General features: G+C 63.5%; 9 protein-coding genes and 3 pseudogenes. 6 read left to right on the top strand and 6 right to left on the bottom strand.

Annotated features, from left to right (window positions below; genetic code table 11):
- Nucleotides 1-56: 56 nt before the first annotated feature.
- A pseudogene (locus tag RM2_RS17235) lies at nt 57-574 on the bottom strand (acyl-CoA dehydrogenase family protein); the annotation flags it as partial.
- A 32-nt stretch (nt 575-606) separates the two neighbouring features.
- Nucleotides 607-1768: pseudogene (locus RM2_RS17230) on the bottom strand (3-ketosteroid-9-alpha-monooxygenase, oxygenase component).
- A gap of 1215 nt (nt 1769-2983) precedes the next feature.
- On the opposite strand from RM2_RS17230, the pseudogene RM2_RS17220 reads away from it, so the two are divergent.
- The 5 genes and pseudogenes from RM2_RS17220 (at nt 2984) to RM2_RS17200 (ending at nt 8233) form a co-directional block, all read left to right on the top strand.
- A pseudogene (locus RM2_RS17220) lies at nt 2984-3967 on the top strand (LLM class F420-dependent oxidoreductase).
- A 70-nt stretch (nt 3968-4037) separates the two neighbouring features.
- Nucleotides 4038-5021 carry an LLM class F420-dependent oxidoreductase gene (locus RM2_RS17215; protein WP_084721853.1) on the top strand — a complete coding sequence of 328 codons (984 nt, stop codon included), beginning with the start codon at nt 4038-4040 and terminating at the stop codon, nt 5019-5021.
- Nucleotides 5022-5089: 68 nt separating this feature from the next.
- A complete protein-coding gene (locus RM2_RS17210) occupies nt 5090-6073 on the top strand; it encodes an LLM class F420-dependent oxidoreductase (RefSeq protein WP_084721852.1) in 984 nt (327 codons plus the stop codon).
- A gap of 72 nt (nt 6074-6145) precedes the next feature.
- Nucleotides 6146-7129 carry an LLM class F420-dependent oxidoreductase gene (locus RM2_RS17205; protein ID WP_084721851.1) on the top strand — a complete coding sequence of 328 codons (984 nt, stop codon included), beginning with the start codon at nt 6146-6148 and terminating at the stop codon, nt 7127-7129.
- 108 nt (nt 7130-7237) lie between these two features.
- Entirely contained in the window at nt 7238-8233 is a 996-nt protein-coding gene (locus RM2_RS17200; protein WP_072690798.1) for an LLM class flavin-dependent oxidoreductase, read from the top strand.
- Between the two features lie 43 nt (nt 8234-8276).
- Here RM2_RS17200 and RM2_RS17195 read toward each other — a convergent pair whose 3' ends face one another.
- Nucleotides 8277-9383, bottom strand: a complete 1107-nt coding sequence (locus RM2_RS17195) for an NDMA-dependent alcohol dehydrogenase (protein ID WP_072690770.1) — start codon at nt 9381-9383, stop codon at nt 8277-8279.
- Nucleotides 9384-9724: 341 nt separating this feature from the next.
- The gene (locus RM2_RS17190) at nt 9725-10009 is read right to left on the bottom strand and encodes an ANTAR domain-containing protein (RefSeq protein ID WP_072690797.1); all 285 of its coding nucleotides are present in this window, start codon (nt 10007-10009) and stop codon (nt 9725-9727) included.
- A gap of 307 nt (nt 10010-10316) precedes the next feature.
- Between RM2_RS17190 and RM2_RS17185 the strand changes: the two genes are divergently transcribed.
- Complete coding sequence (locus RM2_RS17185) at nt 10317-11018, top strand: HAD family hydrolase (RefSeq protein ID WP_072690769.1); 702 nt, start codon at nt 10317-10319, stop codon at nt 11016-11018.
- 31 nt (nt 11019-11049) lie between these two features.
- Here RM2_RS17185 and RM2_RS17180 read toward each other — a convergent pair whose 3' ends face one another.
- Both RM2_RS17180 and RM2_RS17175 read right to left on the bottom strand, forming a co-directional pair.
- A complete protein-coding gene (locus RM2_RS17180) occupies nt 11050-12141 on the bottom strand; it encodes an NAD(P)H-dependent amine dehydrogenase family protein (protein WP_072690768.1) in 1092 nt (363 codons plus the stop codon).
- An 81-nt stretch (nt 12142-12222) separates the two neighbouring features.
- The gene (locus RM2_RS17175) at nt 12223-14259 is read right to left on the bottom strand and encodes a M13 family metallopeptidase (RefSeq protein ID WP_169846751.1); all 2037 of its coding nucleotides are present in this window, start codon (nt 14257-14259) and stop codon (nt 12223-12225) included.
- Nucleotides 14260-14517: the final 258 nt, after the last annotated feature.

Genomic DNA, 14517 nt, shown 5'->3' with positions numbered 1-14517 from the left:
GGGCGGACTTGGAAATTACCGGCCGACGCTGCCCGCGTCCGTCCTCGACTCGAGCTGTAGTCGCTTCGCGGCAGGATCATGTGCAGCATCTTCGGCGGCAGTGCCATCCCCCCGGTCTTGTCACCGAGCATCGCGCCGAGGAAGATCCAGTCGCAGTGATCGGTTCCCGACGAGAACTGCCAGCGTCCGCTGAAGAGGTAGCCGCCCTCGACCGGGGTCGCGATCCCGGTCGGCGCATACGGCGAGGCCATCCAGGTGTCGGAGTCGGCCCCCACACCTCGTCCTGCACCTTCGGGTCCGCGAACGCCAACTGCCAGGGGTGCACGCCGACGACGCCGCACACCCACCCCGTCGCCGGATCGAGGGATGCCGCGGCCATCACCATGTCAGCGAACTCGCGCGGATGAGCCTCGAAGCCTCCGTACTTGCCGGGCTGGAGGAGCTTGATCGGCGCGGCCTCACGGAGCTTCTTCGCCGTGTCGTCGGGCAGTCGGCCCATCCGCTCGGCCTCGGGCGCCTGATCACGGAGCTGATCCGCGATCGCCATGATGTTGTCGAGAACCTCGTGGGTCATCTCTCCTGTCCTTCTTCCTTCTCTGAGCCGGCTCAGTCGTTGGTGTCGACCGGCACGACGCCGTTGGCGAGGTTGTCGGCAACCTCCGCCTCCCAGCTCTGCACTGCCCTGGTGGTGTCGATCTCGAATTCGAAGCGCTTGGTCATGTCATCGGTGATGTCCTCGACGTCGACGTAGAACTGCTGGTACCAGCGGCGCAGCTGGTACACCGGCCCGTCCTCCTCCGACAGCAGCGGATTGTCGATGCGCGACTTGTTCAGCCAGATGTCGACGTCCTGCTTGAACCCGAGCCCCACGCCCTCGGCGAACTGCGCCGCCATGCCGTTCGCCATCTCGTCCGACAGCCCTTCGGGCTTCATTCACCATGGCGCCCCACTGCAGGACGGACGAATCGGCGCTGGCCGGGTAGTGGCAGTTGATCAGCACCGTCTCGATCGTCATGCCGCTCGCCTCGGTCCACAGCTTGTCGATCATGTAGGACGGGCCGAAGTACGACGCGTCCGAGCGCAGCGTGGAATCGGGGTCGTCGTAGCTGGTGCCCACCGAGATGTCATGGCGCGGCGTCGACTGCATGTACTGGGTGGCCACGTGCCCTTCGAAGACGTTCTTGAAGTAGCGCGGGAACGCGAAGTGCACGTAGTAGAAGTGCGCCATGTCGACTACGTTGTCGACGATCTCGCGGCAGTGCGAACCCTCGACGCGCAACGAATTCCAGGTCCAGTCGGTCCATTCCGGGGACCCGAATCCCTCGATCTCGGGAATCGTCACGTCGGCGGGCGGCGGGTTGCCCTGTGGATCGTTCCAGACGTAGAGCTGTCCGTTGCGCTCGATGGTCGTCCAGGCCCGGGTCCGCGCCAGCGGCGGGACGCGTCGCGCATACGGGATTCCCGTGCACTTGCCGTTGCCGCCCCAGCGCCAGTCGTGGAACGGGCACGCGATGGAGTCGCCCTTCACTGGGCCGTGCGCCAGGCTGCCACCCATGTGACGGCAGTAGGCGTCGAGCACGCTGAGGGTCCCGTTCGACGTCTCGAACACCACCAAGGACGTGCCGAACGCGTCGATCTGGTGCGGGGCGCCGTCCCTGAAGGTTTCGGCCAGACCCAGGCAGTGCCACCCCCGCGCGAAACGCGTTGGTGCCGATCCCACTTCGATCATCCGGACTTCGTCGCCGTCAACGGCACTGTTGCGCGCCATGTCTACCTCCGCCTCGCCGTACGTCAAGAACACCCTCGGGGTGTGGTGCAGCTCATAGTCAGCGCGTCTGGTCCGCCGCGGTACCCGACTCTCCCACTCAGTGAGAGGCTTTCGCATCCACCCTTCACGTCGGAACTTTCGGCGTCCCGATCACAGGGACCACACCCTCCGTTCGCTCGCTGCGGCGACTACCGTGCGGATCACATATCGGCGGATTGGGAGGAACGATGGCCGCACTAATCTCTTCGCAGACTCAGGCGCACACAGCAGAGATTCGCCGGCTCTGTGCCGACGCCGTCCCGAGCGGAATGGACGTCGCACCCGAGATGGGGGCAGCCGTCGAACAGGACTTCCTCATGCTCCGACCGCACCGGACGTCGCACGACGCCCTGTCCGCACAGGTCCGAAGGGTGGACGACCACGACCTGCTCGTGCGGTTCCGCAACCGCGACGAGCAGCTGGTCTTCGAGTTCTGGACGAACAGCTTCACCAGAACCGTGACGCCCGAGGACCAGTCGGTGGACTTGCTGGTGCGCTACTGCGCCGAGCAGTTCCCCGGGACACTCCGCAGGTTCCGCACCCGCATTCGGCGGCCTGTGCGGTCTCCGGTGCCCACTTCACCTCTTCCCTGCAGCAGACGTACGTCCAGGACGGTGTCCGCATGGCAGACGTCAGCGTCACCTCCTCGCTCGACGGTGAAGTGCTCGCTCGAGCCTGGGCCACGCACGCACTGCCCGACTGAGCTCCCTGTTCTCCCACGAATTGGTCGGCCAACCTGGTCCAGACCGGCCGAACTCGAACCCGGCGGAATCTCTGCTCGTGGCAAGCATCGACCCCTCGTAGTCCTTGTCTCACAGGTGCTCGATGAAGTCAGCGATCGAGTCGACGGGTTGCTCGACGCCGAGCAGCATGTTCGCCAGCACCGACTGGCTTCCCGGCTCCGCCACGACGAACAGGTCCACCCCGGAACACCCAGACCGAAATAGGTTTTCGAGCCCTCACTGCAGCACTCGGCGAGCGACACACCGCCCCGGCCGACGATCCGTTTGATGTCGATGGGGTGATCGTTCGGGGTCAGCATGTCCGCGACGGTGTGGTCATCGACGAGCCCGCGGATCTTCTCCTTGGCGAACTCGCGTGCAGTCGCGTTCGCGGCCTCCATCAGCCATATTTGTCACGAGGCACACGCAGGCGGAGACGACTACCGTCGATGACGTGGCTATTCGCCTTGGTTACCAAATGACGAAGTTCACTTACTCCGCCCCCGTCGCGGACCTGTTCCCGACAGTCATCGCGCAGGCGCGGGAAGCCGAGTCCGCCGGCTTCGATACCGCGCTCATGATGGACCACTTCTATCAAGCGCCCATCCTCGGTGCACTCGACGAACCGATGCTTGAGGCCTACACCACGCTCGGTGCGCTGGCGACGGCCACGGAGAAGATCCAGTTGTCCGCGCTGGTCACCGGCAACACCTTCCGCAACCCGCCGATGCTCGCAAAGACGGTAACCACCTTGGACGTGGCCAGCGGGGGCCGGGCAGTCCTCGGTATCGGCGCAGGCTGGTTCGAACCCGAACACCGGCAGTACGGCTACGAGTTCGGCACGTTCACCGACCGCTTCGAACGCCTCGACGAGGCCCTGCAGATCATCGCGCCAATGCTGCACGGCGAGCGTCCGACGTTCGACGGCAAGTGGTATCACGTGGAGAGCGCGATCAACGAACCCTGAATCCGCGGCGATTTGCCCATCCTGCTCGGCGGCTCCGGCGAGAAGAAGACGTTCGCACTCGCCGCCCGCTTCGCCGACCACCTCAACATCATCTGCGGCGCGAGCGAGTTACCACGCAAGCTCGAAGCCCTGAACGCACGGTGTGCGGAGGTTGGCCGCGACCGGTCCACGCTCGAAACCAGCTACCTGGCGTTCGTCTTCATCGACGAGAACGGCGATCGCGCCCGCCAACTCCAGCACAATCTCCTGCTCGGCCGAGGCATCGACCTGTCCAATGCCTCGGACGAGGAACGCGCCGCCGCCACCGCACAGCAAATCTGTGGTGCCCCCGACGAGGTCGCCGAACAACTGAAGACCCGCGTCCTCGACGCGGGTATCGACGGCATCATTGTCAACCTCGTCGCCAACGGCCACGAACCCGGAATCGTCGAACTGGCCGGCCGCACCTTGCGTCCCCTGGTCGACGCGTGACTCACCCTCGAAACCCTGCACCCCGACGACAACGAGCCGCACGTGCACGGAGACGAGTACGGTCGATCAAGTGACTATTCGCCTTGGTTACCAAATGCCGAATCTCAGTTACCCCACCCCCGTCACACACCTGTTCCCGACCATCATCGCGCAGGCCCGAGAAGCCGAATCCGCAGGCTTCGATACCGCGTTCGTGGCGGATCACTTTTATGAAACGCCCACATTCGGTGCACCCGACGGACCGAGGCTCGAGGCCTACACCGCCCTCGGTTCGTTGGCCACGGCCACGGAGAAGATCCAGTTGTCTGCGCTGGTCACCAGCAACACCTTTCGCAACCCGCCGATGCTCGCGAAGGCAGTGTCCACCCTTGATGTCGCCAGCGGGGCCCGGGCAGTCCTCGGAATCGGCGCAGGCTGGTTCGAACTCGAACACCAGCAGTACGGCTACGAATTCGGCACGTTCACCGACCGCTTCGAACGCCTCGACGAGGCCCTGCAGATCATCGCGCCAATGCTGCACGGCGAGCGTCCGACGTTCGACGGCAAGTGGTATCACGTGGAAAGCGCGATCAACGAACCCCGAATCCGCGACGACCTGCCCATCCTGCTCGGCGGTACCGGCGAGAAGAAGACATTCGCACTCGCCGCCCGCTTCGCCGACCACCTCAACATCAACTGCGGCGCGAGCGAGTTACCACGCAAGCTCGACGCCCTGAACGCACGGTGTGCGGAGGTCGGCCGCGACCGGTCCACGCTCGAAACCAGCTACCTGGCGTTCGTCTTCATCGACGAGAACGGCGATCGCGCCCGCCAACTCCAGCACGATTTCCTGCTCAGCCGAGGCATCGACCTGTCCAAGGCCTCGGACACCGAACGCGACGCGGCCACCGCACAGCATATCTGTGGTGCCCCCGACGAGGTCGCCGAGCAGATCAAGACCCGTGTTCTCGACGCGGGAATCGACGGCATCATCCTCAACCTCCCGGCCAACGGACACGAACCCGGAATCGTGGAGTTGGCCGGCCGCACGTTGCGCCCGCTCGTCGACGCGTGACCCAACCCGAGACCTGAATTCCGATTGCCACGAGGCGTACGGGGACGAGGACGAGTACGGTCGAACGAGTGGCAATTCGCCTTGGCTACCAGATGCCGAACCTCAGTTACTCCGCCCCCGTCGCGGACCTGTTCCCGACCGTCGTCGCGCAGGCCCGCGAAGCCGAGTCCGCAGGCTTCGATGCCGCATTCATGATGGACCACTTCTATCAGGCGCCCAATGTCGGTGCACTCGACGAACCGGTAATCGAGGCCTACACCACACTCGGCGCGCTAGCCACAGCCACCGAGAAGATCCAGCTGGCCGCTCTGGTCACCGGCAACACCTACCGCAACCCGCCGATGCTCGCAAAGGCCGTGTCCACACTCGACGTCGCCAGCGGCGGCCGCGCCGTTCTCGGTATCGGCGCAGGCTGGTACGAACTCGAACACCAGCAGTACGGCTACGAATTCGGCACGATCACCGACCGCATCGAACGCCTCGACGAGGCCCTGCAGATCATCGTCCCGATGCTCCGCGGCGAGCGACCCACCTTCGACGGCAAGTGGTACCACGTGGAAACCGCGATCAACGAACCACGAATCCGCGACACCTTGCCCATCCTCCTCGGCGGTACCGGCGAGAAGAAGACCTTCGCCCTCGCCGCCCGCTTCGCCGACCACCTCAACATCAACTGCGGCGCGAGCGAGTTGCCACGCAAGCTCGACGCCCTGGATGCGCGGTGTGCGGAGGTCGGCCGCGACCGGTCCAACCTCGAAACCAGCTACCTGGCGTTCGTCTTCATCGACAAGAACGGCGACCGCGCCCGCCAACTCCAGCACAACTACCTGCTCAGCCGAGGCATCGACCTGTCCAAGTCCTCGGACGCCGAATGCGCCGCCACCACCGACCGGATGTTCTGCGGCGCCCCCGACGAGGTCGCCGAGCAGATCAAGACCCTTGTTCTCGACAAGGGTATCGACGGCATCATCCTCAACCTCGTCGCCAACGGCCACGAACCCGGAATCGTAGAACTGGCCGGCCGAACCTTGCGCCCGCTGGTCGACGCGTAACCCGCCCTAGAAACCCTGCACCCCATAGGGCCCACGAACCACACCTGAACGGAGACGAGTACGGTCGATCTGGTGACGATTCGCCTTGGTTACCAGATGCCGAACTTCAGCTACTCCACCCCCGTCGCGGACCTCTTCCCGACCGTCATCGCGCAGGCGCGCGAGGCCGAGTCCGCAGGCTTCGATGCCGCGTTCGTGATGGACCACTTCTATCAACTACCCGGGCTCGGCGCACCCGATGAGCCGATGCTCGAGGCCTACACCACGCTCGGCGCGTTGGCGACGGCCACCGAGAAGATCCAGTTGTCCACGCTCGTCACCGGAAACACCTACCGCAACCCGCCGATGCTCGCGAAGGCCGTATCCACGCTCGATGTCGCCAGCGGTGGCCGGGCCGTCCTCGGCATCGGCGCGGGCTGGTTCGAACTCGAACACCAGCAGTACGGCTACGAATTCGGCACGTTCACCGACCGGTTCGAACGCCTCGACGAGGCATTGCAGATCATCGCACCGATGCTGCATGGCGAACGACCCACCTTCGACGGCAAGTGGTACCAAGTGGAAAGCGCGATCAACGAACCACGAATTCGTGACGATCTGCCCATCATGCTCGGTGGTTCCGGCGAGAAGAAGACGTTCGGACTCGCCGCCCGCTTCGCCGACCACCTCAACATGATCTGCAACGCCGGGGAGTTGCCGCGCAAGCTCGACGCCCTCGAAGCACGGTGCGCGGAGGCCGGCCGCGACCGGTCCACGCTCGAAACCAGCTACCTGGCGTTCGTCTTCATCGACGAGAACGGCGACCGCGCCCGGCAACTCCAGCACGATTTCCTGCTCAGCCGAGGCGTCGACCTGTCCAAGGCCTCGGACGAGGAACGCGCAGCGGCCACCGAACGGCAATTCTGTGGCAACCCCGACGAGGTCGCCGAGCAGATCAAGACCCGTGTTCTCGACAAGGGTATCGACGGAATCATCCTCAACCTCGTCGCCAACGGCCACGAACCCGGAATCGTAGAACTGGCCGGCCGAACCTTGCGCCCGCTGGTCGGCGCGTGACCCTCCGGGGCTCCCGGAATACGCGCGCTACCGCTCTGGTTGTACCCCGGAGTAGTGCGCGAGGCTGATGGCTCGCGTCTGGTTCGGTAACGAAAGGTGACGAAGTCCGTGAGCGCTGTACTGTCGATTCTGGATCTGGCCTATATCCGTGAAGGCGACACTGCGCGGAATAGCTTCGATGCCAGCGTTGCGCTGGCGCAACTCGCGGAAATCCGAGACTACCGCCGAATCTGGTACGCCGAACACCACAACATGGCGTCGATCGGCTCTTCGGCGACGAGCGTCCTCATCGCGCACGTCGCGGCACACACCCAGCGCATCCGACTCGGCGCCGGCGGCATCATGCTGCCGAACCACGCGCCGCTGACGATCGCCGAACAGTTCGGCACCCTCGAAACCCTGCACCCCGGTCGCATCGACCTAGGGCTCGGACGGGCACCCGGCAGCGATCAGAAGACGATGTACGCCTTGCGCCGGGACCCGGCTTCTGCCGACCGGTTCCCACAGGATGTTCTCGAACTGCAGGCGTACCTCGAGGGGACGTCGCGTGTGCCCGGCGTCGACGCCGTTCCCGGCAAGGGCACGAACGTCCCGCTGTACATCCTCGGATCCTCGCTGTTCGGCGCGCAACTCGCCGCCAAACTCGGACTCCCCTACGCGAACGCGTCCCATTTCTCCCCGGACTCCCTCGTCGACGCCGTCACGCTGTACCGAGACCGTTTCGAGCCGTCCGAGCAACTGTCCGAGCCGTACGTGATCGCTGGCGTCAACGCCATCGCCGCGGACACCACTGCCGAAGCTCAGCGACAGTTCGAATCTGCTGTTCGACGACGGGTGGTGCAGATGGTCGGACGCGGGAAAACATTCAGCCCCGAAGAGATCGACCTCATCATGTCTTCCCCTGCCGGTCAGCAGATACAACAGATGGTGCGCTACTCGGCGGTTGGTACCCCGGACGAGGTCAAGGCCTACCTCGACGAGTTCGCCGAGCACGCGCAGGCAGACGAACTGATCATCGCTTCCCATACCGACGACACCGCATCCTGGCTGCGGTCGTACGATCTGATCGCCAACGTGTGGCGCCCCGCGCCGGTGAGTGGTTGACGACTCCAGACACGCGCCAACCACTCACCGGCGACGAAGACGTCTAGTAAACGATCACGCCGCGGATGTTCTTGCCGTCGCGCAGATCCTGGTAACCCTCGTTCACCTGCTCGAGCGTGTACTTGGTGGTGATCAACTCGTCGAGCTTAAGTTGTCCGGCGTCGTAGAGACGCAGCAGTCGGACGATGTCGTACTGCGGGTTGGCCGAGCCGAACAGTGAGCCCTTGATCGTCTTCTGGTTCAGGGTGAGGTCGGCACTCGGGACGTGAACCGTCAGCTTGGTGAGGTCCGCGAGACCGGTGATGACCACCGTGCCGCCCTTTCCGATGACGGCGGTCGCGTTCTGGACGACCTCCTCGTCGACGGTCCCGACCAGTATGAGGGCCTGATCGGCACCCTGTCCCCAGGTCAGCTCATTGACCTTCTCGGCAGCCGCGGCCGCGTCGGCGAATGCATGCGTGGCGCCGAACTTGAGCGCGGCCTCCCGCTTCATTGCCACTGGGTCGACGACCACGACGTATTTGGCGCCGGAACTGACCGCGCCCTGCACAGCGTTGATACCGAGTCCACCGATGCCGTAGATGACGACGGTGTCGCCGGCACGGACACCACCCGCGTACACCGCCGTGCCCCAACCGGACGGTACGCCGCAGCCTACGAGCACAGCCGTCTCCAGCGGAAGCCAGTCGTCCACCTTCACCACGGAATGTTCCGAGATGGTGGCCCGTTCAGAGAAGGTGCCGAGCATGCACATGCCGCCGAAGTCTTCCTTGCCCGAGTGGAACCGGAACGAGCCGTCGGGCATCGAACCCTCGGGGGTCCTGGCGCCCATGTCACACAGACTCTGCCTGCCCGTGGAGCAGTAACGGCACGTCCCGCAGTTCGGGACGTAGCTGCAGACCACATGATCACCGGGCTTCACCTTGGTGACACCGGGACCGACTTCTTCGATGATTCCGGAACCCTCGTGGCCACCGACGATCGGGAAACGCGGTACGAGGGCGCCATCGACTAGGTGCAAATCCGAATGACACAGTCCTGAAGCGGCATATTTGATGAGAACTTCGCCCGGACCAGGCCCATCCAGGTCCAGCTCGATGATTTCGAACGGCGTGTGCGCTTCGAACAGAACGGCTGCTTTGGTCTTCATGCCTTCTCCTCGTTGAGTGACGGTTCACCGGTACGCTGTCGACGGCTTCGGGTTGTTTGTGCGCGTTCGACCGCGGTGGCCCCGAGGGGGGTTATGCCCTGGATAGACACTGAGTGAGCCGCGGCGTTGAAATGCCTTGTTGCGGTGAAAGAACCCAACATCTCACAGAGACTGTTCGACTACGGCGAAGTCTACTGCGACCGGGCAGACAAGTCGCGTCCACGGGTTTCCGGAATCGTGACCAGCGCAGCCAACGAGAGCTCCACATGCCCGATCGCGTACCGCTCGAACTGTGCGGGGAAAGCCTGCAGGCCCCTGCGCCAAGTGTGAAAGCGGCTCAGCTAGGCCGTGCCCGGCTGCAACAGCACTCCCCACTCCTGCGTAGCCACGCCACGTGCCCGACGGTGGTCGTCGGGCACGGCTTGGACACCCTGCGCGATATCGGCCAGCGCTTCCGCCAGATCCCCGAGATCGACGTGATGGCGCATCGAGCAGTCGAGTAGTTCGTCGAACGCCTGATCCGCGCTGTAGGTGTTTCCACGCACGGTAGTCAAGATTTGAATCGCCGCATCCAGTGCGGACAGGTGCCGTATTGCGCGGGTCGCGCCATGAGCTTCAATCGTCAAGATTCCGCCTCTGAGGTGTCGCCACTCGGCGTTGTCGTTCACGGACAGCCACACCACATCCCATCACGAATGGACTGCATCCGTAACCGAATCGGCATAAATCCCAATGTTGCTCTTCGACAAAAGTATACGCGCTTCGGCAATGATATCTTCGGCCCCCATTCCTACTGTCGGGTATTTCTCCGGGGTAGGAAGAGAAGAAGTCCGCCCCCTCGTCAGGGCGCCCCAGTATCTAACCGCACGGGGTCCAACCGCACGGGGTCCAACCGCACGGGCAGGAAGGGTTCGACATACGTAGCCTTGCAACGTGCCCTTTGACTTCGCCAATTTCGATGCAGTGCTCTTCGACTTCTCCGGTACCCTCTTCCGTCTGGAACAGGACGAGAGTTGGTTGACGGACCTCACCGACCACAAAGGCGAACCGCTCGACGTCCACCACCAGGCAGAATTGATGCGGCGTATGACGGCACCGGTAGGCCAACCCGTCGAGATGGATGCTGCCGAACACCACGCGTGGACCAACCGCGACCTCGACCCCAGCCTCCACAGGCAGGCATACCTCACCGTTCTGCGGAAGTCCGGTGTCGCGCGAGAGGACCAGGCCATAGAGTTGTACGAGCGGTCGATCGACCCAGACTGTTGGAGCGCCTACCCCGATACGGCCGAGGTTCTTGCTGCGCTGAAGACCCGTGGAATCAAGATCGCGGTGCTCAGCAACATCGCCTTCGACATCCGGCCCACATTCGCAGACTTGGGGGTGAAGCACCTCGTCGACCAGTTCGTGCTGTCGTTCGAAGTGGGCGCGATGAAACCCGATCCGAGGATCTTCGAGGTCGCGCTCGGCGCGCTCGGCGCCGATCCCGCGCGCACCCTGATGATCGGCGACAGCGAGGAAGCCGACGGAGCCGCGCGAAAGCTGGGCTGCGCCTTCGCGCTCGTCGAACCACTCCCCGTCACGGAGCGCACGGACGGACTCAGAAACGCCCTCGAGCGAAACGGAATCCGCTAGATTCCTGCGATCACTTGTCGACCGAGTGCGGTCAGGGAGCACTCCTGGACCGGACGCACAACCCTCGTCCGGTGACGAGGGGCAGGTCCAGTGCCGTGACCAACCCCGGCTGCGCCTCGACCACCGCGTGCACCGAGTTCACCAGTCGCATCGCCGTGACGATCATGCCCGACACGTTGTGATCGCCGTTTTCCCCATGGTGGCTGAACTCGACGGACATCATCGGCTCGCCGGTGACGTCGATGCGATAGCACCCCTCACCCCGCGCCGGTTTCGGCCAGTCCGGCATCTGCTCGGGGTGGGTGCGGGTGACGTGCTCGAGTACTACGCGCGGAACACCGTCGACCGTGCCGACGACTTCGAACCGCACCGCCGCCACCGTTCCCTTGGAAATGAGGCATGACGCGATGTCTAGATCCGCATCCGACGGAACCCGTTCGAACTTCTCTACCAACGGTTCGTCGAGCGTCACGTCCAAGCCTGCAGCGATCTGGCGGACGACGCTCCCCCACGCGAGCGACAGCACGCCGGGCTGGAACAGCATCGGCGTCTCGTCGACGGGCCCACCGAAACCGAAGATGTCACGCATCACCACAGGCTGGTAATAGCTGGAATAGTTGGCGATTTCGTAGCAGCGAACCTCGTCGATGCGTTGCGACAGGCTCGTCATGGCCAGCGGGAGCACATCGTTCGCGAAGCCGGGGTCGATACCGTTGACATGCAGGCTTGCTCCACCCTGTTCGGCGGCCCGTCGGATTCGGTCGACGAGATCGTCGGGCAGCACACCGATCGGATACTGCAACAGGACGGGACCGGACGACACCACGTTGACGCCGGCCTCGAGGAACGAGATCAACTCATCGATGGCCTCGAATATGCGGTCGTCGGTCATCGCGGTATGCACGATGCAATCAGGCCTCAGAGCAAGAAGTGTCGACTTGTCGTCGGTCGCCTTCACCCCGAGTTCCCGCCCGAGCCCGGCCAATTCCCCGGCGTCCTTCCCGACCTTTTCCGGGTTCGATACCCACACACCAACCAGTTCGAGGTCGTCGCGGGCGTCGATGCCTGCGATGGCATGACGGCCGACCGTACCGGTGGACCATGCGACGACACGGTGGCTCATGAGTTCCCTCCGAGTTTCGGGCCTGGCAGGATCCCCGTCGCGAATCTAACAGGTTCTAGTTTCTCGGTGGTACGGATCGGATCACCAGATGGCCACCAACTGGTCGCCGACGTTCGCCTCGGGGGCGCCCGGTACGCATCCGAATGCCTCCGCGAATCCTGGGACGTTCGCTACGACACCGTTGACGCGCAGTGACGCCGGCGAATGCGGATCGCTACTGATCTGGGTGAGGAGGGCCTCGTCGCGCGTCTTGTCCCGCCAGACGCGCGCGTAGTTGAGGAAGAAGCGCTGACTCGGCGTGTAGCCGCCGATCTCCTCCGCCGCCGCACCCGGGTCGGAGTCGAGTACGGTCTGCAACGCGTCGTACGAGGCGTTGACGCCACCCAAATCTGCGATGTTCTCGCCGAGAGTCAGATTGCCGTTGACATGAACATCCGGCATGCCGGGGATCGGTGTGTAGGCGTCGTACTGGTCCACCAACTTGCCCGTTCTACTGTCGAACTGCGCTGTGTCCGCCGGCGTCCACCAGTTCACATGGTTTCCCTTGCCGTCGAACTGGCTACCCTGATCGTCGAACGCGTGTGTCGCCTCATGGCCGATCACCGACCCGATGCCGCCGTAGTTGAGGGCGTCGTCGGCGTTCGGGTCGAAGAACGGGGCCTGCAGGATCGCTGCGGGGAAGTTGATCGTGTTGTCGTTCGGGCTGTAGTAGGCGTTGACCGTCTGCGGCGTCATCACCCAATCCGCCCGGTCGGACGGCTTGCCGATCTTCGCCAGATCGTAGACGTGATTGAACTTGTCGGCAGCAGCGAGGTTGCCGAAGTAGTCGTCTTGATTGATCTGCAACCCCGACCAGTCACGCCAGGTGTCCGGATATCCGATCTTGGGCATCAACTCCGACCACTTGTCCACAGCCTGCTGTTTGGTTTCCGGACTCATCCAGTCGACGTTCTCGATGCGTGCTTTCAGAGCATCGAGAACATTGCCGACAAGTTGCTCGGCGCGTTGCTTGGCCGCCGGGTCGAACGCCTCAGCGACGTACAGTCTTCCCATGGCCTCGCCCATCGCAGAGTTCACGTCCGCGATGGCGACCTTCCACCGGTCCTTCTGCGCAGCATTACCCGTGATTTGCTTGTCGAATTCGAATTTGTTGTCCCGGAACGGCTTCGACAGACTATCTGCAGAACGACTCACCACCTGCGCACGCAGGTAGGACTTCCACTGCTCGATGGGCGCATTGGCGAGGAGTTGGTCGACCTGCGTGAAATAGGCTGTGTCGGCGAGCGAAAACCCTTCGTCGGGCGACACGTTCTGTTCCACGAAGTACTGCCGCCAATCGAATTCCGGCATCGTCACGTTCGCCTCGTCGACGGTGACCAGCTTGTACTGGGTTGCCGGATCACGCGCCTGTTCCGGAGACAGCGACGCCGCCGCCAACTCCTTCTCGAAATCCAGGGCCTGATCTGCCTGGGCGGAGGCTTGGGCATCGTCGACGCCGATCAACTCCAGCGACGTCCGTAGGTAGTTGCGGTAGCCGTCGAGGATCGATGCGTACTGCGGGTCGGTGTAGTAGTCCTTGGATGGCAGAGAAATCCCGGTCGGCTCGACGAACCCGATCTGCTTGGTTGCATCCTGGAAATCGGCCCCGGATGTGAGGCCGAACAGAAGGGCTCCACCGTCCTCGGCGTCCTCGCGCAGGAATGTCACGACGTCCGCGGGAGACGCAATCGAGTCGACCTGATCCAGTGTGGACGAAATGGGCGAGAATCCGGCTTCGTCTATCGACCTTTCGTCCATGGCCGACTCGAACAGCAATCCGATCTTGCGCCGGTCCGAATTCTCGTCCGCGCTCCCGAGATCTGCGGTCGCTCTATCAGCTATTCCCCGCTGAACTTCCAGGCTCTCGTCCCGCAGTTGGTTTATGACGCCGTACGACGATTCGTCATCAGGAATCTGGGTCTGGGCACTCCATTGGCCGTTCACGAATCCGTTGAAATCGTCACAGGGGTTGATTCCCGTATCCAGTTCAGACGTATCGAATGCGGCATTCGTTCGGTCGGTGACATCGGTGGACGAACAACTCGCAACGCCGATTGTCAGGGCCGCACCCGTCGCCACTACCGCGATCCACCGTTTACGCCCGATCTGCACCGTTCACTCTTCCGTCGCCTTGCGGTTGCACTTCCTCCAACGTACGCGTCGAGGGAACGGTGGGCCGTCGTCGAATTCTGTCGTGGGCTCCATCGCTGTTGTCGATAGGTGTCATCGGGCACCTCCGGTCTGTTTACCTTTCGTTCTCTGCCGCGATTCCTACCCGACATGCTGGGCTGGGTTCCGTTTCGTAACGTCTGTGCTGCAACGTGCAGGCAGTGCCGC

This window comes from Rhodococcus marinonascens NBRC 14363 (assembly GCF_001894885.1).
Classification (GTDB): Bacteria; Actinomycetota; Actinomycetes; order Mycobacteriales; family Mycobacteriaceae; genus Rhodococcus_F; species Rhodococcus_F marinonascens.
The sequence above is the reverse complement of the archived record's forward strand: the minus strand, read 5'-3'. Positions and strand labels throughout refer to the sequence as shown.